We start from the raw sequence: 19,946 nt of genomic DNA, 5'->3' as shown, positions 1-19,946 counted from the left end.
ATGACCCATAAATTCGCAAAACGCACTAATTTAGTGCATTTTTAAAGGTTAAATCGGAATGCCTGGCTCTTTTGGTCTTGTCATAAAGCTCCTGCTCTCTGTTATGTGTGTTTTAGCACTGACGGGCAGCGTGCGTCCGTCAAACCTGCAGGAAACTCTCATGCGTGGCGATATCACCATGGTGAGTCGCAACAGCCCAACCACCTATTATGAAGACAGAAGTGGCGTTACTGGTTATGAGTACGAGCTGGCGAAAAGTTTTGCTGATTATCTGGGTGTGGAATTAAAGGTTGTACTGGCCGATTCTACGGCTGACATTTTTCCAATGCTGGATAAAGGCCAGGCAGCCTTTGCCGCAGCAGGTTTAACCGTAACCTCTGAACGCCAGCGCCGTGCGCATTTTGCTCCTCCTTATCTCACCAGCAGCGGTCAGATCATTTACCGCCGTGGCGGCCTGAAACCCAAAGCCATCGCTGATTTGAGCCAAGGCCAGCTGGTTGTTGCCGCTCAATCCAGTCATTCTCAGCGCTTACGTGCATTACAGGCCAATGAGTTACCAGAACTGACCTGGAGCGAAGGCACGGATTTAGAAGTCAGCGATCTGCTGCAAATGGTGGCAACCGGTAATATTGATTTTACTGTGGTGGACTCAAATGAGTTCCGCATGTTGCAGGCCTACTTCCCTAATCTGGCCATTGCTTTTGATATCACCGAAAAACAGAACGTGGCCTGGGCTTTTGAACATTCCCGGGATAATAGCCTGCACCTGGCTGCAGAAGAGTTTTTTAACCTGCCGCAAACTCAGGCCAAACTATTACGCCTTTCTGAGCGTTTTTATGGTCACCTGGATCAGCTGAACTACGTTGGCGCTAAACGTTTCCTGCGCCAGACGGAAAAGAAACTGGATCGTTACAAAAAAGAATTTATCGAAGCTGGAGAACAGCACCAGTTTGACTGGCGTTTGTTGGCAGCCATGGGGTACCAGGAAAGCCACTGGAACCCACGCGCTAAAAGCTTTACTGGCGTTCGCGGTTTAATGATGCTGACGCGTAACACCGCTAAAGAATTAGGCATTGAGAATCGTCTGGACCCAAAACAAAGCATTGAAGGCGGTAGCCGTTACCTGGCCAAATTACGTAAGCGTTTAGGTAGCGAAGTTCAGGAGCCAGATCGTACCTGGATGGCGATGGCTGCTTACAACGTAGGCTATGGTCACCTGAGAGATGCCCGTAAACTGACCCAGAAAATGGGCGGCGACCCGAATTTATGGCATGACGTAATGGAAACATTACCGTTATTGAGCCTGAAACGTTATTACCGTGAAACCACCCATGGTTATGCGCGCGGGCAGGAGCCCGTGGACTATGTGCAGAACATCCGCCGTTATTACGATGTTCTGGTGTGGCAAGATGAACAGCACCCTGTTTTCCCGCAGGAAGAAGAATCTTTGATGGTATCTTCTTCAGCCGTAACGGTGATTCCTCCACTCCTTTAATTAAGATGAAGTGGGTTTCGGGCTCTGAGTAAGCACTCAGAGCCCTTTTTTATTGCTGGTATTCAAACCTGTTCGTATTACTCAGCACCGGCCAGGTGGACGGATCGACTTTCTACTTCACCGATAAATTCCAATACCACTTCAGCACTTTCCTGTGGAATTTCTAACATTGGCGCATGACCAACTTCCGGGAAGATCACACTGCGACTATCCGGCAGATATTGTTCAAAAACTTCCACACTGCTGACATCCAACACCCGGTCTTCTTCACCCCAGACAATCAGCACAGGCTCTTTAATTTGTTGCAGCATTTTCAGGTTGTCATCACTGTGCTTGGCTTCTTCTGCAACAGCCTGGATATCGGCAAAAATTTTGTGATTAATGTCATTACGCAATTGCGCACGACGGGATAACACGTTGGTTGCCGGCCAAGGTAAAAACGGCTGTTGTTCCATGGCAAATTCACTCAGGTGAATAAAATCTTCTTTGCTGTTCACAATCAGTGGGTTTTTACCGCCATTATCAATAATGGTCTGAAATTCCGATTTATTCGGTGGTAAAACACCGGCGGCATCAACCAGCGTAATGGAACGAACCCGGTCAGGACGAGCATAGCTATACATCAGTGCAATTCCACCGCCCATGGAGTTACCCACGATATGCAGATTGTTCAGCGACAACGCTTCAACAAACTCGTTCAGCCAAACGGCTTGTTGAGCAAAGTCGTAGGTATAACCCGGGTTAAAACTGGTTTCACCATGGCCGGGAAGGTCTGGCGCAATCACACGGTAATCATCAAAAAGGCGAGCAAATCGTAACCAGTTATCTTTATCCACAGCAAAGCCATGTAATAACAACACAACCGGCTTTTGCTTGGTTTCAGAATCCAGATAAACCCAATCATGATCAGCAACACTCAGAGTTTTCAGTGTCAGATCAGACATGGATCGTTCAGCTTTCAGGCCAAAATTAAATAAAGAATCCTGGGTGCTGGCACAACCTGTTAAACACAATAAAGCCAGGATCAACGGCAAACGGAGCAGTTTGAGCATGGTGAGTAACCTTAAAAGAATCATTGTTATTATTTGGCGCCACACTCAGGTGCATTAGGTATTACTCTCTGGCAGGCGCAGTCTTTTGTTTCAGGCGTTTTTTGGCCGCACGACGCTGGGCAAAAAACTCCGACATAATAGCCGAACATTCCTGCGCCAGTACACCGCCAGATCTCTCAATCGTATGGTTAAAAAATGGCTGATCTAATAACTCGATAGCGCTTTCAACGGCACCCGCTTTGGGTTCTGTCGTGCCATACACCAACCGCTGAATACGGCTGTGAACCAACAACCCGGAGCACATCGTGCATGGCTCCACCGTAACGTATAAGGTTGCGCCGGTTAAACGGTAATTACCGATATTTCGGGCCGCATCCCGTAACGCCACCATTTCCGCATGGGCACTGGGGTCAAGAGAGGTGATGGGTTGATTAAAACCACAGCCAATAATTTTACCATCAAGTACAACAACAGCACCGACCGGTACCTCCCCGGCTTCAAACGCCAACTGCGCTTGCTCCAGCGCGGCTTGCATAAAGGCCTGATCTTCAGATTTTGTCGTTGGCTTTAGCGGTTCGTTTTTTTCAGACAAGGAATTATCTTCCGGTTATTACGATACGATCATAATAAACCAGGTAATAACGAACCAACATCCACTATTGGCCATTAGTCCCCTCTGAGCCAGAGCCATTCGTTGCTAAGATGCGCCCTCGATTTTGAGGACAAAGATTATGTGGACATTAACTGTACAGCCACGCTTCAACGAAACTGACGCGCTGGGCCATATCAATAACACCACACTACCGATCTGGTTTGAGCAGGCACGTACACCAATTTTCCGTTATTTTACGCCAGACCTGGACCCAGCCAACTGGCATCTGATTATTGCAAAAATTGATGTCGAGTTTCTGGCTGAGTTGTATCTGCAACATGAGGTTGAGATTCGTACCTATTTCAGCAAGATCGGTAATTCTTCAATGACCATTGTGCATGAAGCCTGGCAGCAGGGAAAAATGTGCGCCAAAGGGCACGCCATCCTGGTGCATTTCGATCATGAGAATAAAGGCTCGAAGCCTATTCCCGATAATATCCGGGCTGAATTATTGCCACACTTGGTGGAATAAAATGAGGGCTCCCCGCAAACAATAGCGGGGAGTCGTTATCGCATCTCAGTGCTCCAGAATATCCCGCTTAAAATCCCCTTTAAAATGCGGAATTTCATGTAAATCCCGCTCACCTTCCATACTGAAATACATGGCGCTGTCTTCCGGCGGGAATATTTTCACATTACTCTGGCTACTGATCGCACGATCGCCGTGCATCATATCTTTCAGCATTAAATAAATTTCTTCGTAGCTGTCACCTTTCAGCTCGACTTCTACTTCGGTCATAAAACGAAATGACATTTTAGCCATGATCGAACTCCTCAACGGCATACCGTTTTTCAGTCAGGATTTAACGCCCCGTTTTTCGATGCTAGAGCAGCACGTATATAACTGCCGCTAAAATCGTTGTTTTAGCATGACTCAAACTAATAACTTCGCCATAAATACTCAGCTGATATAAGCTGAGCCAAAAAGTGCGAGAGAGATGACAGCAATGACACAAAAGACCCCAAAGCGAGTCGCTATTTATTGTGGCGCTAAACACGGCAATAACCCGGCTTTTGAGGAAGGCGCTAAAGCACTGGCCAGCTGGTTGGCGCAACAAGGCATTGCGGTAGTTTATGGCGGCGGTCGTAATGGCCTGATGGGCGTGATTGCCGATGCCGCGCTGGAAGCCGGTGGCGAAGTGATTGGTGTGATGCCCGATAATATGTACATCCGCGAGACTGCACATCAAGGCCTGACTCGTCTGGAGCACGCCGACAGCATGCACGACCGCAAAGCGCGTATGGCAGATCTGGCCGATGCTTTTATTGCCCTGCCGGGCGGCATTGGCACACTGGATGAGTTAATTGAAATCTGGTGCTGGTCGGGGATTGGTGATCACGATAAGCCGGTGATCTGCTTTGATATCAATGAGTTCTGGCAGCCGTTTTTTGATCTATTACAGCATGTGCAGGAAACGGGGTTTTCACATCACCAGAAGCCGATGTTGCGGGTGAAAAATACCGATGAGTTGGCAGCCTTGTTTGCTTTGAAATAAATATATAAAGAATAAAAAGTTCAGAATAAGTAGTGATCGGTTGCAGTGATTGTTTTTCGAAGCAGGCACAGGATGTGCCGGTAGGATCGAAGGCACAGGATGTGCCGGTAGGATCGAATGCACAGGGATGTGCCTCCGATCCGGCAAGAGAAAAATAATCATTGCAGCTGATCTGTGGTTCCAGCCTTCAATCAACCACCAACAAATGTCGGCTTTCAGCAGCAAAGCCGGAACCCACTTCGGCGTAGTAGTTAAACACCACATCCACACCCAACGACAATAACTGCTCACGTTCGTCTTCATAACGCGCAACGGTGGCGACTTTACCCTGATAATTCGCCAGCTTCAGCATTTCCAGCGTACTGAGAATTTCCTGCTGCGACGGCAGTGCCAACATCACCAAACGGATATTCTGAGTACACACCCGTTGCCAGAATTCCATATCATCGGAATCACCTAACACTATCGAGAATCCCTGATCTTTGAGTTTTTGCACCCGCTCAGGGTCAGATTCAATGCCCCAAACCTTGTCGCCGAACTCAGGTTGCAGTGCCGCATAAGCCCCTTTGCCCACACGCCCCATTCCCAACACCAGCACTTCTGCCCCTTCAGGGCGATCAAAGCTTTGGTGCGCACCTTTACGTTCAAAGCGGTTAATCAGGCGATGATAGATGGCGTAATAATGGTGCGCTTTGCGGTACATAAAGCTGGAAAGAATAAAAGAGATCGACATCACCAAGGCAATAATCACCAGCCAATCCTGAGACATCCAGCCATTTTCCACACTCAAACTCGCCACGATTAAGCCGAATTCTGAGAAGTTCGTTAAGGCCAATGCCGACAAAAATGCAGAGCGCCCGGATACCCGGAACATCAACAGCAGGAAGAAGAACAATAAAAACTTCACCACCAGCAGCAGCATCAGAATAGCGCCCGTCAACGCCATATCCAGCGTAGGTAATGCGGTAAAGCCAATCGATAAAAAGAAGCCAATCAGGAATAAATCTTTGAAGCTCATCAGCGATTTGTACAGCTCTGCGGCCTTATGATGCGACGCCAGCAACATACCGATAACCAGCGCGCCCAAATCACCTTTCATATCCACCAGGTAGAATAACTCTGCCCCCCCAAGGGCCAGAAAAAAGCCCAATAACGACAGAATTTCACCATGACCGGCACGACTCAGCATCAGGTTGAGAACTGGCTTCAGTAACCACAAACACAATAACGCAAAGGCCCAGACAGAAGGCAGTTTGCCGGTCGACACCACCAGAAAAACCACCGCAACAATATCCTGAATAATCAGAATACCCAGTGCCAGTTTGCCATGACGAACCTTCAGCTCCGACGCTTCTTCCAGCATTTTGACGACACATACGGTAGAAGAAAAACTCAGTGAAAAGCCAATCAATGCCTGGGTATGCAGCGGCACATCAAAATAATGACTGATTCCCAACCAACCCGACACCGCCAGGATCGCGACGATAACTCCAACCCATAAGCCCGTATGCATGGCCGAACTGGCCCAGACTTCCGGTTTGATTAAGGCTTTAAAATTGATTTTCAGGCCAATGGTAAACAACATCAGAGTGATGCCCATTTCGGCCAAGGTATCGAGGCTGTCCGCTGGTTTCACGCCAGCGGCATGCAAACCAAAACCCGCCGCCAGATAACCCACTAACGGCGGCATACCTAACTGTTTCACCAGAAATCCACACAGGAAGGCAACAAGAATCCAGATAAAGTCCATAACGATCAGATAACACAGTATTTAATGACAGATGGACGTATAGTATCCCAGCAACCCGATCAACGGCAGAGAAGAAATGGATAAAGACAATATTCTCAACTTCTGGTTTGATGCAGCGCAAGGCGAGCAGCCGCTAAGCGATCTTGAAATTAACCAGCAACAAGCGGCTTTGTGGTGGAAAAAAGACCCGCATACCGATACCAGCATTCGTCAGCGTTTTGAGCCAACCCTCAAAGCACTGCTACGCGGAGAGCACAATCACTGGTTGCAGGATGCCCACGGGCGCTTAGCTGCGATCATTGTTCTGGATCAGTTCAGTCGCAATATGTACCGCAACAGCGCGTTATCGTTTACTCAGGATAGTCTGGCACTGCATTGGTGCCTTGAAGGACTGCGCCTTGATCATGATAAACAACTGCGTCCTATCGAGCGGGTATTCTTCTACATGCCACTGGAGCACGCAGAAAGCCCACAAATGCAGGCGTTATGCCTGAATAAATTTCAGCAGCTTAAAGCCGATTCACCGGATTCTTTTCAGGAAACTGCCGAAAATTTTGTGCAGTTTGCGCAAAAGCATAAAGTGATTATTGATCGTTTTGGGCATTTTCCCCACCGCAATGACATCCTTGGCCGGGACAGCAGTGATGAAGAACTGGAGTTTTTGAAACAACCGGGGTCTGGGTTTTAGCTAGGACCTGTTATTTTTATAGCCAATGCCATCTCAAGCCGCTTCACACGGCCTGAGATGATTTTTATCAAAAGTAGAAACGCGCGGACAAAGATACCTTTCTTGGATCGCCCGGATAGATTCGGGTGTCGTTGCTGCCACCATTGAAAAATTCTGTGTTACCAACGTTATCAATGTTTAACGCATATTTTGCGTTTTCAACTTCATAATAAAAAGCCATGTCGAGCACATTGTACGAAGGTAATTCAACACGCTTTTTACTTTCTTCATCAGTAAAGCGCTTATCTTCATATTTCCAACCAATGCTGGCACCTACCAACCCGCCTAACACCAGTTGTGGGTGGTTATAACGTGAAATGAGCGAAGCCGTATTTTGCGGAGCAAAGCCCGGTGGGTTGCCCAAAGTATCATCTCGTTTTTCTTCAGCTTTGCTGATTTCTGCATCCGTGTAGGTATAACCCAGTTGGAACTGCAGCGTATCTGTTGGCTGTGCCTGAAGGTTTAACTCAACACCTTCACTGCTGATTTCACCAATCAGTTCATCTTCACCAGAAGATCCTTCTTCCGCGATATTGCCCTTAACCACATCAAAGTACGCCAGGTTCATATTCAACCGGCCATCGTGACGACCAAATTTAATACCCGCTTCCCATTGCTCACCGGTTTCCGGATCAAGCTGGTCGCCGTTGACGTCAAAGCTCGGAATAGCTTGCGGATTAAACGATTCGGCATAACTGGTATATACCGATACTTCTGGAGTAATACTGTAGACGACACCAGCATTATAAGTAGAGTCAGACACTGTTTCGTTTTCGCTACGCTCATCGTCTTTATCTTTGAAACTCTCTTCGTAATCACCACTCTGCTGGTCATAACGAGCGCCCAACAATACCGTCCATTGTTCATTAATCGCCATGCGGTCCAGCGCGTACACACCCACAGTATTTAAATCCCACTGTCGGAAGCTGCCTGGGTCATCCTCCAGCGCTGCACCGGTATAGTTTGGATTTTGAAGAGAAACTTCAGCACCTTTGGTATCAAAGGCAAGACGATCATATTGGCGATATTCATAACCCCCATTCAGGCCCACCAATACTTGATGTTGAATAACGCTACCAAATTGATATTCCAGATTGGCGTCAAGGAAATGATATTGGCGTTCGTTGTATTGATGACGATTACGGCGCGTCAGTGTTTGTTCTGCGTCATTTACTTTGTTGTTTTCATACAAATCACGCTCATCTTCGTGCCAGATACTGCGCCATTTAATATTCGTAGCCAGGCTGTCAGAAATATCGTTACGATAAGCGATGGCTACGCCATAACCTTCATCATTATCAAAATCACCTTTTTCCTGATAGTAGGTTTCTATATCAGCAACGCTATCGATATCGTTGTTGATGGTAAATAGACCATTATCAGCACTGCGATTCTGTTTGGTGTATTCCAATTGTATATCTAGGCGCGATTGAGCATCTGGCAACCATGAAACACTTGGGTACAGATATTGAGTATCTGTATCGACATCATCACGGAAGGAGTCACTGGCTTCGGCCCCAGCAATTAACCGATATAACACGCTGCCGTCGGCATTCAGCGCGCCGGTGGAATCAATTGAGCCTTCAATGCCATTTTGACCCTGATCGGTATAGCGCTGAACGGTAACATCCACACTGGTGTTTTGTTCTGCTTGCGGTTTTTTAGTAACAATATTCACCAAGCCCGCAGGATCCATCCAGCCATACAATACTGAGGCCGGGCCTTTTAAAATTTCTACCCGCTCAATATTGGCTGTCACCGGAGAACCAAAACGTGACGCCAAGCCAGGCAGCCCGTCTACCTGAATATTCTGTAAATCCGCCGAATGACCACGGATCGTAAATGAATTAGCGCCAGTGCCGCTACGTGAAAAACCCGGAACGTAAGCATAAGCATCTTCCAGCGTATTTGCTTTCAGATCTTCCAGAATAACGCTGTTAATAATGGTGGTCGAAAATGGCGTTTTCAGGTCATCCGACTCCATTTTTAACGCCGTGCGATTCGATTTTTCAAAATACGGTTGCTGTTCACCAACCACCTGAACTGTATCTAACTCTGTAGCATTATCTGGTTGGTTTTCCGCCTGAACTAACGCGGTTGGTAATATCGCGCTGCCCAACAGTAGCAGGTAAGAATAAGACAGTTTCATCTGCGCTCCGTTATGTGAGAAATATAGCAGCGGCAGAAAATAATGCAATTGATAATCATTATCAAATAATAAAAGGAAAAAGGTATTCAACCGATCAGCTTTTAGACAGCTACATACATGAATAAGAATAAGCAGCCAGGCCCAACGTTATCAGCCCCGATGGCGTTTCACATATTCAGATGGTGCCAGGCCAAATTCTTTGCTGAATGCGGTGATAAAATTAGAGCTGTGATTATAGCCGGCTGCGTAAGCCGCCTCGCCAATCGTGACGCCATCGTGGATCAGAGCTTTACGACCCTTATCCAGTAAGCGTTTACGAATGTATTGATTCACTGTCATGTTAAACGCAGATTTAAAACGCTTCTGCAACGTACTCACACTGATATGACATTGCGCAGCGATCTCTTCCAGAGTAAGGCCTTCATCTGTGTGTTCATCGATCTGGTTCTTCAGCTGGTCAGCATTCATCGTCACCGGAACAGATACGTTATCTGATGAAGCAGGGGTCGCCGTTCTTTGCTGTAATAGCTGCTCAGTGAGCTCAGCGGCCAACAGAGTTAATCGGCTTTCCAGTCTTAGTCGCTGTGACATGGAATCCGGCTGTTCCATGGTCATCAGTTCATCAGCAAAAGCTTTGATGGTATCACTGGCCTGCCAACGCTCTAACACACCATGGCCCGAAAATAATGTTTCTACGGCCTGCTGCTGCGCTTTATTAATAGCACGATGATTAAACCACTGGCGATCGAAGGTGATATTAATTTTTTTGACTCGCTGCCCTGGATTAAGATGCCGGGTAAATAATTCCTTATGCCCAACCGTTAACACCGCACATTGCAACATCTGATGATTATCATTGGTATCGTAGCGAATCTGATGCTGATCACAGCCTAATGAAAAACTCAGATCGGCAAGATAAATCAAATTAATGCTGATACAGGGTGCTATTTCCACACTGCTGCTGGCACGTTGCGATTCCACGCTATCAACCAAGTGAACCGCCAGGCCATCACTCAGCTGGCAATGCCAGAAACGTCCCAACATCAGTTCCTGATCATCACTGGCCTGTAAGTGCTGCATATCCGAAGCCTGAGTCATTTCCCGAATATCAGCTGCCTGAATAGAGCCACTTAGGGTATCTGGATACAAAGTACGATTTTTCATAATAAAACGATTCCCCCGCATAACGATGACACCGGAACGGATATTTACTTACGGTTAAAATAGGAATCATTATCACTTAGAAAAAGAGAAGGAACAACCATGCCATTCCTGAACCGAACAGGCTATCTGCTTTGCAGCTTGTCATTAACCGCATTAACCAGCGCAAGCGTCTATGCCAGTGACAGCAAGGCCAGTGCCATTACAGCTAATAAACATACGGTCGCTGCAACCACATCTTCTCAGGATGAAACCGTTGAATTAGAAAAAGTTCAGGTTTGGGGCACAGAAGTAACCGCTTCCTCTGTGTCACTCGACAGCGATAGTCTGGCTATTCGCCAGGCAGATCATATCTCCGATTTATTGCGTACTCTACCCGGGGTCGACGTAGGCGGTGCTCACTCCCTGAATCAACGCATTACCATTCGAAGCATGGACGATAAAGACCTCGATATCCGTATCGACGGTGCCAATCAGAATACCTATATGTACCACCATATGGGTAACCTGCAAATTCATGCTGATATTCTGGAGTCGGTGGATATTGAAGTGGGTAAAAACTCCATCATTAATGGTGGTCTGGGTGGTACCGTACGTTTTCGTACCAAATCGGCCGAACAATTGTTAAACCCAGGTGAACAGTTTGGCGGGCGCGTTCAGGCGGGTTACAACAGTAACTCTGGCAGTAATATTGCCGCATCCGGTTATGGCAAACTTGGCGATGAGGTTGATGTTTTGCTGTATCACAACCGGGTCGATCGCGATAATTACAAAGTGGGCGGCGGCAAAATTAAAGATGCTAATGGTGATGAGGTTCCGGGCACCGATGGCAAAGTCGAAGGCTTAGAAGGCACTCAGGACGATACACTGGTGAAATTCGGCTGGAATGTATCCGACAATCAGCGCCTTACACTGGGTTATGAACGTTATGAAGATGACGGTGATTACAGCTACCGCCCGGACATGGGATTAGCGACAGACCTGGCCATTGCCGAAAGCCTGGATGCGCCACTCACCTGGCCCACCACCTTTGGCCGCGACACCATCACGTTAAACTATGATGCCAGTTTTGATAGCTCGACAGTAAGTGCCAGTATCTACGACAATACCAGTGATCTGGAACGTGACGAAACTGCCTGGAAAGACAGCACCGCGGTGATTCGTGGTCGCCCGGCAGCAGATAACGCTGGCACCATCGAAGGCGAGGCACATATCCGCGGTGCCAATGTATTAGCCGCAACCAGCATTGCGGCTCACACCCTGGCGTATGGACTGGAATACACACAATACAACACCGATTATCAGGCAGATTACCTGAGTGGTGTTAGCCAAAGCAGCGATGAAAAATCCACCGCCAAAGCAATTTATCTGCAAGATCGCTGGCAGGTTCTGCAGCCATTAGCCATCACGGCGGGCATTCGCTACGACAGTGTCGATCTAGATACCAACACCGTTGACGATAACTTCAGCGACAGTACGTTTGGTTTAGGGCTGGAGTATCAGCTCAGCGATAGTATCAGTACACGTCTGAGTCAGACACAGTTATTTAAAGCTCCGGAAGTCGCCGAAGTCTTTATTGGCGCCGGTATTAACGACACTGAAAATCCAGACCTTAAAGCAGAGACCGGAACCAACACAGAAGCGAACCTGCAATACAGCGATGAGCTCCTGGCCGGAACCACCTTTAATGCGGGTGCGACTTTATTCCAGACCGAAATCAAAGACTATATCTACGATTACGCAGCCCGCTCTTTTAAAGATAACGTCGGTGACATGACCATCCAGGGTTCTGAGGTTTATGTCGGCTTAACCGCACAACAGTTATCGGCCTTATTAACCTTCTCTCGTGCGGCCAGTGATTTAGACGCAACCAACGAATACGAGGCACTGGACGGCGCACGCATTGACCGCCAGCAAGGTAATACTCTGAGCCTGAATCTGGATTACGATATTCCGGCACTGAATCTGGCATTGCATTGGGATGTACTGAATGTAGACGACCTGGACGCAGGTACCGACCTGGATGGCGCAACCGCCGATAATGCCAAAGACGGCTATCAGGTGCACAATGTCTCCGCTCGCTGGACACCATCCGAGGTAGATGGCCTGTCGATCACCGTCGGTGTGGATAATGTATTTGATGAGTTTTACGCTTCCCAATCCAGCCGTACCGGCACATCAGTTCACCCGTTATTCGGAGATCTGTATCTGCTGGACTACGAGCCAGGGCGTAATATTAAACTGACGGTGGCGTATGACTTCTGAGTCATAAATTAATATTCAATTTATGTCATCCACCTCAAAACCCTGGAGTAAAACACCGGCAGCCAGGCGCGTATTTTCAACCGCGCGCTGGCTGCATGTGTATATTTCCAGTTTATTATTATTACTACTGATTTTTTTCAGCGTCACTGGCATCACGCTCAATCATAGCGAATGGTTTTCCGGCGGCGCTGAGGAAAAAACCCAGGAACTTAAACTTCCACAAGCACTGCAGATAATCCTGGCAGAAGATCTGAATGCAGGCCTGACACCATTGCAGCAATGGCTAAAGCAGCAAACAGGGTTACAGCAACCTAACCAAACTGAACTTGACTATGACGCTGGTGAGATATATTTCGATTATTCCCTGCCCGCCGGTTACGCCTATATCAGTGTTATTGCTGAGGATGGCCTGGTCATTATTGAAAGCCGCAAAGGCAATTTGGTTGGCCTGTTAAACGACCTGCATAAAGGTCGTCACAGCGGTATTGCCTGGTCCTGGCTGATTGATATCAGTGCAGTATTAATGCTTCTGTTTGGCGTTAGTGGGTTAATTATTCTGCTGCAAAACAAAAAATACCGAAAATCCGGTTTAACTGCCGTCGTTATCGGCACGATTTTGCCACTATTTATTTACCTGTTCTGGGTTCCCCAGACTCCCTGACGATTCCATTGCTTATGTTTAAACATTTAATTTTTTTACTCGTTTTATTTATATCAATCCCCAGCCTGGCATCGGATACCAGCTATCAGCTGCAAATTCAGCTGACCATTCCCAAGCTGGAGGTTGACCCTTATCACAAGCCGTTTATTGCCATTTGGTTAGAAACGCCAAAACGCAAAGGTAAACAAACTCTGGCGGTCTGGTACGACGATGAAGAGTGGTTAAAAGATTTACGCCAGTGGTGGCGCAAGCTGGGTCGTAGAGATTCACTCCAGGGCAACGCCAAAGAATTTGATGGTGCCAGTGGTGCAACCCGACGCCCGGGAAGCTACACGCTTAATTACACCACCCAAGCATTAACACCTGGTGATTATGTTTTACATATTGAGGCGTCGCGTGAATCTGGTGGCCGTGAGCACCTGAAACAAGCCATTTATCTCGGCAAAGAGCAACAAACATTTACGCTCAGTGGCCAGCACGAACTGGGCGACATCACCATCACAGTATTATCTCAATAAGGAATTGACCCATGATGTTAGCAAAACATATTGCGGCTTTATCGCTGCTGCTGTTCAGCCAGATGGCCATCAGCCATGACCGTTATTTATTGCCTAGCCATACCATGTTATCGGGTACAGAGGCGGAATCTGTTTCTTTGATTTCCAGTATCAGCAATGATCCATTTCACCCCGATATGCCACTGGGTGATAATGGCAACGGCCAAGCACCTAAGCAGATGACAGCGTTGTTTAACATTTTACAATCCGTTGTGATTGGTCCGGATGGCAAGGAAGTAACTGGCCCTGAGTGGATGGCATTTGCCCGCTCATCATCTGCTAGCTATGAACTTGATCAACCGGGAACCTATCGTTTTATTTTATCGCAGCCCCAGACACCAATGACTACCTTTAAAACGGCGGATGGTAAACCGGGGCGGATTTTCGGGCCAAAACCCGCGATTCCTGAAGGTGCCAGCGATATTGTGCGCCGGGTTATTACCTCCCAAACCGAAACCTTTATCAGCAAACAAAACATCAATAACGCCTCCTTCACACCACGGGGGAAATACCTGGAGTTAAGTGGCGAAACTCATCCGAATGATTTATTTGCCGACGAAGACGTTAACTTCTCGCTGACACTGAATGGCAAAGCCGTACCTGCCGGTACTAAGGTGATGATCACTGAAGGAGGTACCCGCTATCGCAATCAGCGCAACGAAATTCAGACGGCTACCAATAATCGGGGAGAATTTTCTTTCCGCTTTCCAAAAGCTGGAATGTATTTATTAAAAGCGACGTTGGATGTACCAGGAGACAATAAAAGTCATATTGATATGTATCACCATTATTTGTTTGTCACTCTGGAAGTATTTCCTCAGTAATCTTTGCTGTTATTGTGGAGTTCAAACACGATAAGTTTTTAAACGCTGGCCAATATCAACCACAGGTCACATTCGGCTGTTTTAAACCTATCGTGTTCTTTTTTATCACTTAAATCGAGCGTTGATTAACGCGTTTCATCAGTTCTTCGGCGCTTTCTTTGCGCTCAGAATAACGATCCACCAGATAATCACTGCGGTCGCGCACCAAATAAGTGAACTTCATCAGCTCTTCCAGCACATCCACAATACGATCGTAATAACCGGAAGGTTTCATACGATCGTTATCATCAAATTCCGCCCAAGCTTTAGCCACAGAAGACTGGTTTGGAATGGTTAACATCCGCATCCAGCGGCCTAATACCCGCAACTGATTCACCACATTAAACGATTGCGAACCGCCACACACCTGCATCACTGCTAAGGTTTTTCCCTGAGTCGGGCGTACAGCGCCCAGCGATAGCGGAATCCAGTCAATCTGCGATTTCATAATGCCCGTCATGGCACCATGACGCTCCGGTGAACACCACACCATGCCCTCGCTCCACTGCACTAGGTCGCGTAGCTCCTGCACTTTTTCATGCTCAGCATCCGCGTCATCTGGCAGTGGCAAACCCGATGGATTAAAGATACGGGTTTCTGCACCCATTTTTTCTAAGATACGGGCGCTCTCCTCCACCACCAAACGTGAAAAAGAACGTTCTCGCAGGGAACCGTATAACAATAATATACGGGGTTTATGTTCGCTCACGGAATCCGCGAATACATTGTCTGGTGTTGGAACCTGAAAACAGTCTTCGACTAAGTTGGCTGGTTCTTGGTTATTTAAATCTGTCATCACTATTTCTTCATCAAATTCGGCATTAGATAAGCAGCTTGGTTGAACTTTCAATAGCAGCAACACGGATGTTGCGTGCCCATCACAGGCGCAGGGACGCGCCTTGTGATGGGTGCGGCTGAAAGATCAATAAGCTACTTATCGTCTTGATCTAGTCAGTTTTGAATAATCCTTAACTGGCAAACCAACCACGAGTTCGGTTAGCAAACCATACCAGCGATAACATCACCGGGACTTCCACCAGCACACCCACCACGGTTGCCAAAGCGGCACCAGAGTGCAAACCAAATAAAGAAATGGCGACGGCAACGGCCAGTTCAAAAAAGTTACTGGTGCCAATCATACAAGCCGGTGCTGCAATGTTATGAGCCAGCTTCATTTTCAACGCGGCAAAATAGGCAATAAAGAAAATGCCGTAGGTTTGAATCATCAACGGAATGGCAATTAACACAATATCCTGTGGTTTTTCGACAATGGTCGGCGCCTGCAAACCAAACAGAATAACCACCGTGCTGATTAAGCCGATGATCGACCAGGGTTTTAGCTTGCTGGTAAATTTTTCAATCGCATGTGCTTCATGTTTGCTTTCTAACAATTTGCGCGTTATAGCACCGGCAACCAGTGGTAGCACAACGTACAATACAACGGATAACAGCAAGGTTTCCCAAGGTACTTCTACATCGGTAACACCCAACAAAAACGCGGTAATGGGTGCAAAAGCGAAGATCATAATAATGTCGTTAACCGACACCTGAACCAAGGTGTAGTTAGCATCGCCCTTAGTCAGCTGACTCCAAACAAAGACCATAGCCGTACAAGGCGCAACGCCTAATAAAATCATACCAGCGATGTATTCACTGGCCGTTTGTGGGTCAACCCAATCGGCAAATAAACCATGAAAAAATAGCCAGCCAATCGCTGCCATCGAGAAAGGTTTAATCAGCCAATTAACCACCAGTGTCAGTACCAGCCCCTGTGGCTTTTTACCCACATCTTTAATCGCTGAAAAATCCACCTGTACCATCATTGGGTAAATCATCAGCCAGATTAATACCGCAACAACCAGGTTAACGTGTGCAAATTCATAACCGGCAATGGCTGCAAATAATTCAGGAACAACCAGGCCAGCAATCACACCACCGATGATACCGGCAGCAATCCATACAGATAAATAACGTTCAAAAATACCCATAGTATTAGCCCACTTCGCTCAAATCGGTTAATAACTGACGCAGTTGTGCATCATCTTTAATATCAGCGGTTAATAACGCCTGAATTCGTTTTGTCAGCGTTGCAGATACCTTTGCAAACAGTGCAGCTTGCTCTGCTTTATCTTCTAACTTGGAAGGGTCTGGCAAACCCCAGTGTGCTTTGATGCCTTTGCCAAACCAGACCGGGCAGGTTTCGCCCGCTGCGCTATCACATACCGTAATCGCAATCACTGGATCATCATCGCTATCAGAAAAATAGGCTTCAAATTCATCCCAGCTCTGGCTTTGCAAACCCTCAGTTCTGATTCCCTGTTGCTGCAGAAAATTTAATGTACCGGGGTACACCACCTCTGCTGGCTGGCTGCCCGCACTGCGGACTTGCCAACCGGAGTTTTCTTTCTCTATCACGTGTCGGGTAATGGCTTCTGCCAAAATGCTACGGCAGCGATTATGGGTGCAGATAAATAATAATTTCATTTTTACTCTTTACGATAAATTTGGAAGACGTTAAGAGTTCTGGTTGGCTTGTTTTTCAAAAGCAGCGATATGGATATCGCGTGCGCGTCGCAGGCACAGGGACAAAATTGCTGGATGCAAATTTTGCACAGCTAAGCTGCCCGTAGGGCGAGGCACATGGATGTGTCAAGTGACCTGCCTTGCGACGTGTGCGGCTGAAAAATAATCCAAGCGGAACGTATTAATTAATCTTTAACAGCAATCAGTTTCTTCCGCACGCTGCGGACTAACCTTACATAAACGTTGGTTAATATCAGCAAGAAAGCTGGCATTGTGTTTCAGCGTATGTGCAATCAGCTCTTGCGCCCAACCACACAACTGGGGATGTAAGGAGTAATGCACCCACTGGCCGCGCTTTTCCCCTACCACCAGCTCACATTCACGTAACTGGGCCAAATGACGAGAAACCTTGGGTTGGCTTAACTCTAATGCTTCCGTCAGCTCACACACGCACAATTCGCCATGCTGTTGCAGCAATAACAACAGAGACAGACGCGTCTCATCACTCATACACTTAAACAGAACTTGTGGTTGCACTGCTTTTCTCAACGATCAAACCATAACATATGGAAAATAATATATATGCTTTTTCATATATTCAACATCAATAATCACGGCAAACGGCATCATTGACCCTTAATCATGAGCAAAAACACTGCTAACTTGCCTCTATTGCAATAAAAACAACCTGATGGATATGGCTATGCCTGCAAAAAAGTTTGATCTGATTGTGTTTGGTGCCAGCAGCTTTGTTGGTGAAATTCTGACTCGTTACCTGGCAGAAACCTTTGGTGTGGATGGTGACCTGCATTGGGCTATTGCCGGGCGCAGCGAACGTAAACTTCAAACTGTTCGCGGCACCCTGGCGCCCATTTTGGGCGACAAAGCCAAAGATGTTCAGATTTTACTGGCCGATGCGGCCGATGAAACACAGCTGCAAGAGCTGACGTCCAAAACGAAAGTAGTTGTTTCAACCGTTGGCCCTTATGCACTCTATGGCGAGCCACTGGTTAAAGTGTGTGCCGAAAATGGCGTGGATTATTGTGACCTGACCGGAGAAGCCCAGTGGATTAAACGTATGCTGGCGAAGTATGAAAACACCGCTCAGGAATCCGGCGCACGCATTGTCCATTGCTGTGGATTCGACTCTGTACCATCGGATATGGGGGTTTATTTCCTGCAACAACAAGCTGAGCAAGAATTTGGCGAGATGGCATCACGTATCAAAATGCGGGTTAAAGCGGCAAAAGGCGGCATGTCTGGAGGCACCGTAGCCAGCATTATCAACCTGACCAAAGAAGCCATTGCTAATCCCGGGTTACGTAAAGAACTGGCCAACCCATTTTCTATTTGCCCTGCAGATGCTGGCTTTAAAACCCGCCAGCCCAATATCAAAAGCTCGGTATTTGATGCTGATTTTAACGCCTGGAGTGCACCATTTATTATGGCTGCCATCAATACCCGGGTGGTGCACCGCTCCAATGCCTTGCGCGACAAAGCCTACGGCGAATCCTTTATTTATGATGAAGCCATGCTCATGGGCAAAGGTGTCAAAGGCCGTATGAGCGCCATGGCTCTGGTTGCCGGATTAGGTGCCTTTATGCTGGGTGCGGTTGCTAAACCCACTCGCTGGTTACTGGAAAATTATGTCTTACCCAAGCCAGGTGAAGGGCCTACACCACAACAACAGCTGGACGGTTTCTACGATATTCGCTTCAAAGGTTTTACTGACGATGGTCGTTCGATCACGACCAAGGTAACCGGCGATCGCGATCCGGGCTACGGCTCTACCGCTAAGATTTTAGGTCAGGCAGCTGCCAGCCTGGCGTTGGACTTCCATAACGGAACGCGCAAAAAAGGGAAAAAAGGTGGTTTCTGGACCCCCGCCTCAATCTTCGACGAGCGTTATATTCAGCGCTTACGTGACCACGCCGGATTAGAATTTGAAGTGGTCGAAAAATAACACTCCATTGAGGGAATCCCCTCCCTCCCATACAGGCCAGTATTATTGCTGGCCTTGTAAGGTTCGCGGCCAATCCACCAGAAAACCCTGTGCACTTTGTTTGACAAACACAGTTATTTCTCTGGTGGTTTCATCAGGCAGCAAAAATTCCAACTCAACTCCATCATCAACCACATCGATCACCTCAAACTGGCCAAAAGCAGGGTTTGTTTCTGTGCTATCTGCCATCGTGAGGATCAAATCCGGTGTTGAAGTGTAAGTCGCTGCCTGTTGAAAATCACCTCGAGACAAGGCGCGGTAAAAATTCACGGCCGCCTCTGCTTTCCACTGCTCGAAACGATTACCCGGAATAAACTGACCAAGCGGTTTGTCCTCATGACGATCTGACGCTAATGAAGCGACTTCTGAACGAAGAACCGGGGGAGGATTGCTGGCAGAACCAGTATCAGACTCAGAATTCACATCGGCAGCGGGGGATCCCACCGAGGTATCAAAGCACGCAACCAATAGCATGGCCGACAATATCGCTATCCATTTCATTATTATTATCCAGATTCCCTGAAAACAGCACTTTGCTGACAAAAAACATTTCAGGCTGAATATTAGCTCAAATATGAACGAAGAACAGCAGA

General features: G+C 47.3%; 20 protein-coding genes. 9 read left to right on the top strand and 11 right to left on the bottom strand.

What is annotated here, in order from left to right; genetic code table 11:
- Nucleotides 1–58 precede the first annotated feature (58 nt).
- Nucleotides 59–1,495 carry a membrane-bound lytic murein transglycosylase MltF gene (mltF, locus tag KFF03_RS05460; RefSeq protein WP_255859511.1) on the top strand — a complete coding sequence of 479 codons (1,437 nt, stop codon included), beginning with the start codon at nucleotides 59–61 and terminating at the stop codon, nucleotides 1,493–1,495.
- Nucleotides 1,496–1,572: 77 nt separating this feature from the next.
- Here the strand turns inward: mltF and KFF03_RS05455 are convergent, their stop codons facing one another.
- Nucleotides 1,573–2,547: an alpha/beta fold hydrolase gene (locus KFF03_RS05455; RefSeq protein ID WP_255859510.1), complete on the bottom strand. Its 975-nt coding sequence runs from the start codon at nucleotides 2,545–2,547 to the stop codon at nucleotides 1,573–1,575.
- 61 nt (nucleotides 2,548–2,608) lie between these two features.
- The gene (tadA, locus tag KFF03_RS05450; RefSeq protein WP_255859509.1) at nucleotides 2,609–3,139 is read right to left on the bottom strand and encodes a tRNA adenosine(34) deaminase TadA; all 531 of its coding nucleotides are present in this window, start codon (nucleotides 3,137–3,139) and stop codon (nucleotides 2,609–2,611) included.
- A 139-nt stretch (nucleotides 3,140–3,278) separates the two neighbouring features.
- Here tadA and KFF03_RS05445 point away from each other — a divergent pair, with 139 nt between their 5' ends.
- Entirely contained in the window at nucleotides 3,279–3,671 is a 393-nt protein-coding gene (locus tag KFF03_RS05445) for a thioesterase family protein (protein ID WP_255859508.1), read from the top strand.
- 45 nt (nucleotides 3,672–3,716) lie between these two features.
- Here KFF03_RS05445 and KFF03_RS05440 read toward each other — a convergent pair whose 3' ends face one another.
- On the bottom strand, nucleotides 3,717–3,962 hold the full coding sequence (locus KFF03_RS05440; protein WP_255859507.1) for a hypothetical protein: 246 nt from the start codon (nucleotides 3,960–3,962) through the stop codon (nucleotides 3,717–3,719).
- A gap of 184 nt (nucleotides 3,963–4,146) precedes the next feature.
- Here KFF03_RS05440 and KFF03_RS05435 point away from each other — a divergent pair, with 184 nt between their 5' ends.
- Nucleotides 4,147–4,695, top strand: a complete 549-nt coding sequence (locus KFF03_RS05435; RefSeq protein ID WP_255859506.1) for a TIGR00730 family Rossman fold protein — start codon at nucleotides 4,147–4,149, stop codon at nucleotides 4,693–4,695.
- Nucleotides 4,696–4,882: 187 nt separating this feature from the next.
- On the opposite strand, the gene KFF03_RS05430 is transcribed toward KFF03_RS05435, so the two are convergent.
- Entirely contained in the window at nucleotides 4,883–6,445 is a 1,563-nt protein-coding gene (locus KFF03_RS05430) for a cation:proton antiporter family protein (protein WP_255859505.1), read from the bottom strand.
- A gap of 76 nt (nucleotides 6,446–6,521) precedes the next feature.
- Here KFF03_RS05430 and KFF03_RS05425 point away from each other — a divergent pair, with 76 nt between their 5' ends.
- Nucleotides 6,522–7,133: a DUF924 family protein gene (locus KFF03_RS05425; protein WP_255859504.1), complete on the top strand. Its 612-nt coding sequence runs from the start codon at nucleotides 6,522–6,524 to the stop codon at nucleotides 7,131–7,133.
- Nucleotides 7,134–7,200: 67 nt separating this feature from the next.
- Here the strand turns inward: KFF03_RS05425 and KFF03_RS05420 are convergent, their stop codons facing one another.
- Both KFF03_RS05420 and KFF03_RS05415 read right to left on the bottom strand, forming a co-directional pair.
- On the bottom strand, nucleotides 7,201–9,321 hold the full coding sequence (locus tag KFF03_RS05420) for a TonB-dependent siderophore receptor (protein ID WP_255859503.1): 2,121 nt from the start codon (nucleotides 9,319–9,321) through the stop codon (nucleotides 7,201–7,203).
- 150 nt (nucleotides 9,322–9,471) lie between these two features.
- Nucleotides 9,472–10,485 carry an AraC family transcriptional regulator gene (locus KFF03_RS05415; RefSeq protein ID WP_255859502.1) on the bottom strand — a complete coding sequence of 338 codons (1,014 nt, stop codon included), beginning with the start codon at nucleotides 10,483–10,485 and terminating at the stop codon, nucleotides 9,472–9,474.
- Nucleotides 10,486–10,584: 99 nt separating this feature from the next.
- On the opposite strand from KFF03_RS05415, the gene KFF03_RS05410 reads away from it, so the two are divergent.
- The 4 genes from KFF03_RS05410 to KFF03_RS05395 are packed head-to-tail and all read left to right on the top strand — an operon-like array spanning nucleotide 10,585 to nucleotide 14,789.
- Nucleotides 10,585–12,747, top strand: coding sequence for a TonB-dependent receptor domain-containing protein (locus KFF03_RS05410; RefSeq protein WP_255859501.1), 2,163 nt, complete (start codon nucleotides 10,585–10,587; stop codon nucleotides 12,745–12,747).
- Nucleotides 12,748–12,769: 22 nt separating this feature from the next.
- The gene (locus tag KFF03_RS05405; RefSeq protein WP_255859500.1) at nucleotides 12,770–13,408 is read left to right on the top strand and encodes a PepSY-associated TM helix domain-containing protein; all 639 of its coding nucleotides are present in this window, start codon (nucleotides 12,770–12,772) and stop codon (nucleotides 13,406–13,408) included.
- 14 nt (nucleotides 13,409–13,422) lie between these two features.
- On the top strand, nucleotides 13,423–13,926 hold the full coding sequence (locus KFF03_RS05400) for a DUF2271 domain-containing protein (protein WP_255859498.1): 504 nt from the start codon (nucleotides 13,423–13,425) through the stop codon (nucleotides 13,924–13,926).
- An 11-nt stretch (nucleotides 13,927–13,937) separates the two neighbouring features.
- On the top strand, nucleotides 13,938–14,789 hold the full coding sequence (locus tag KFF03_RS05395; protein ID WP_255859496.1) for a DUF4198 domain-containing protein: 852 nt from the start codon (nucleotides 13,938–13,940) through the stop codon (nucleotides 14,787–14,789).
- A gap of 109 nt (nucleotides 14,790–14,898) precedes the next feature.
- Here KFF03_RS05395 and arsH read toward each other — a convergent pair whose 3' ends face one another.
- From arsH to KFF03_RS05375, 4 genes are all read right to left on the bottom strand, one after another.
- Nucleotides 14,899–15,624 carry an arsenical resistance protein ArsH gene (gene arsH / locus KFF03_RS05390; RefSeq protein ID WP_255859494.1) on the bottom strand — a complete coding sequence of 242 codons (726 nt, stop codon included), beginning with the start codon at nucleotides 15,622–15,624 and terminating at the stop codon, nucleotides 14,899–14,901.
- A gap of 172 nt (nucleotides 15,625–15,796) precedes the next feature.
- The gene (arsB, locus tag KFF03_RS05385) at nucleotides 15,797–16,816 is read right to left on the bottom strand and encodes an ACR3 family arsenite efflux transporter (protein ID WP_255859492.1); all 1,020 of its coding nucleotides are present in this window, start codon (nucleotides 16,814–16,816) and stop codon (nucleotides 15,797–15,799) included.
- A 4-nt stretch (nucleotides 16,817–16,820) separates the two neighbouring features.
- The gene (locus tag KFF03_RS05380; protein ID WP_255859490.1) at nucleotides 16,821–17,312 is read right to left on the bottom strand and encodes an arsenate reductase ArsC; all 492 of its coding nucleotides are present in this window, start codon (nucleotides 17,310–17,312) and stop codon (nucleotides 16,821–16,823) included.
- Between the two features lie 231 nt (nucleotides 17,313–17,543).
- A complete protein-coding gene (locus KFF03_RS05375) occupies nucleotides 17,544–17,888 on the bottom strand; it encodes a metalloregulator ArsR/SmtB family transcription factor (RefSeq protein ID WP_255859488.1) in 345 nt (114 codons plus the stop codon).
- Nucleotides 17,889–18,054: 166 nt separating this feature from the next.
- Here KFF03_RS05375 and KFF03_RS05370 point away from each other — a divergent pair, with 166 nt between their 5' ends.
- Complete coding sequence (locus KFF03_RS05370; protein WP_255859486.1) at nucleotides 18,055–19,314, top strand: trans-acting enoyl reductase family protein; 1,260 nt, start codon at nucleotides 18,055–18,057, stop codon at nucleotides 19,312–19,314.
- A 42-nt stretch (nucleotides 19,315–19,356) separates the two neighbouring features.
- Here KFF03_RS05370 and KFF03_RS05365 read toward each other — a convergent pair whose 3' ends face one another.
- Complete coding sequence (locus KFF03_RS05365; RefSeq protein ID WP_255859484.1) at nucleotides 19,357–19,854, bottom strand: hypothetical protein; 498 nt, start codon at nucleotides 19,852–19,854, stop codon at nucleotides 19,357–19,359.
- Nucleotides 19,855–19,946: the final 92 nt, after the last annotated feature.

The sequence above is a fragment of the Bacterioplanoides sp. SCSIO 12839 genome, assembly GCF_024397975.1.
Taxonomy (GTDB): Bacteria; Pseudomonadota; Gammaproteobacteria; order Pseudomonadales; family Oceanobacteraceae; genus Bacterioplanoides.
Note: the sequence above shows the minus strand (reverse complement) of the source record. Positions and strands in the feature narration are given on the sequence as shown.

Coding starts and splice junctions, on each gene's coding strand:
- mltF (WP_255859511.1), top strand. CDS start 59: ATGCCTGGCTCTTTTGGTCTTGTCATAAAGCTCCTGCTCTCTGTTATG.
- KFF03_RS05455 (WP_255859510.1), bottom strand. CDS start 2,547: ATGCTCAAACTGCTCCGTTTGCCGTTGATCCTGGCTTTATTGTGTTTA.
- KFF03_RS05445 (WP_255859508.1), top strand. CDS start 3,279: ATGTGGACATTAACTGTACAGCCACGCTTCAACGAAACTGACGCGCTG.
- KFF03_RS05440 (WP_255859507.1), bottom strand. CDS start 3,962: ATGGCTAAAATGTCATTTCGTTTTATGACCGAAGTAGAAGTCGAGCTG.
- KFF03_RS05435 (WP_255859506.1), top strand. CDS start 4,147: ATGACACAAAAGACCCCAAAGCGAGTCGCTATTTATTGTGGCGCTAAA.
- KFF03_RS05430 (WP_255859505.1), bottom strand. CDS start 6,445: ATGGACTTTATCTGGATTCTTGTTGCCTTCCTGTGTGGATTTCTGGTG.
- KFF03_RS05425 (WP_255859504.1), top strand. CDS start 6,522: ATGGATAAAGACAATATTCTCAACTTCTGGTTTGATGCAGCGCAAGGC.
- KFF03_RS05420 (WP_255859503.1), bottom strand. CDS start 9,321: ATGAAACTGTCTTATTCTTACCTGCTACTGTTGGGCAGCGCGATATTA.
- KFF03_RS05415 (WP_255859502.1), bottom strand. CDS start 10,485: ATGAAAAATCGTACTTTGTATCCAGATACCCTAAGTGGCTCTATTCAG.
- KFF03_RS05410 (WP_255859501.1), top strand. CDS start 10,585: ATGCCATTCCTGAACCGAACAGGCTATCTGCTTTGCAGCTTGTCATTA.
- KFF03_RS05405 (WP_255859500.1), top strand. CDS start 12,770: ATGTCATCCACCTCAAAACCCTGGAGTAAAACACCGGCAGCCAGGCGC.
- KFF03_RS05400 (WP_255859498.1), top strand. CDS start 13,423: ATGTTTAAACATTTAATTTTTTTACTCGTTTTATTTATATCAATCCCC.
- KFF03_RS05395 (WP_255859496.1), top strand. CDS start 13,938: ATGATGTTAGCAAAACATATTGCGGCTTTATCGCTGCTGCTGTTCAGC.
- arsH (WP_255859494.1), bottom strand. CDS start 15,624: ATGACAGATTTAAATAACCAAGAACCAGCCAACTTAGTCGAAGACTGT.
- arsB (WP_255859492.1), bottom strand. CDS start 16,816: ATGGGTATTTTTGAACGTTATTTATCTGTATGGATTGCTGCCGGTATC.
- KFF03_RS05380 (WP_255859490.1), bottom strand. CDS start 17,312: ATGAAATTATTATTTATCTGCACCCATAATCGCTGCCGTAGCATTTTG.
- KFF03_RS05370 (WP_255859486.1), top strand. CDS start 18,055: ATGCCTGCAAAAAAGTTTGATCTGATTGTGTTTGGTGCCAGCAGCTTT.
- KFF03_RS05365 (WP_255859484.1), bottom strand. CDS start 19,854: ATGAAATGGATAGCGATATTGTCGGCCATGCTATTGGTTGCGTGCTTT.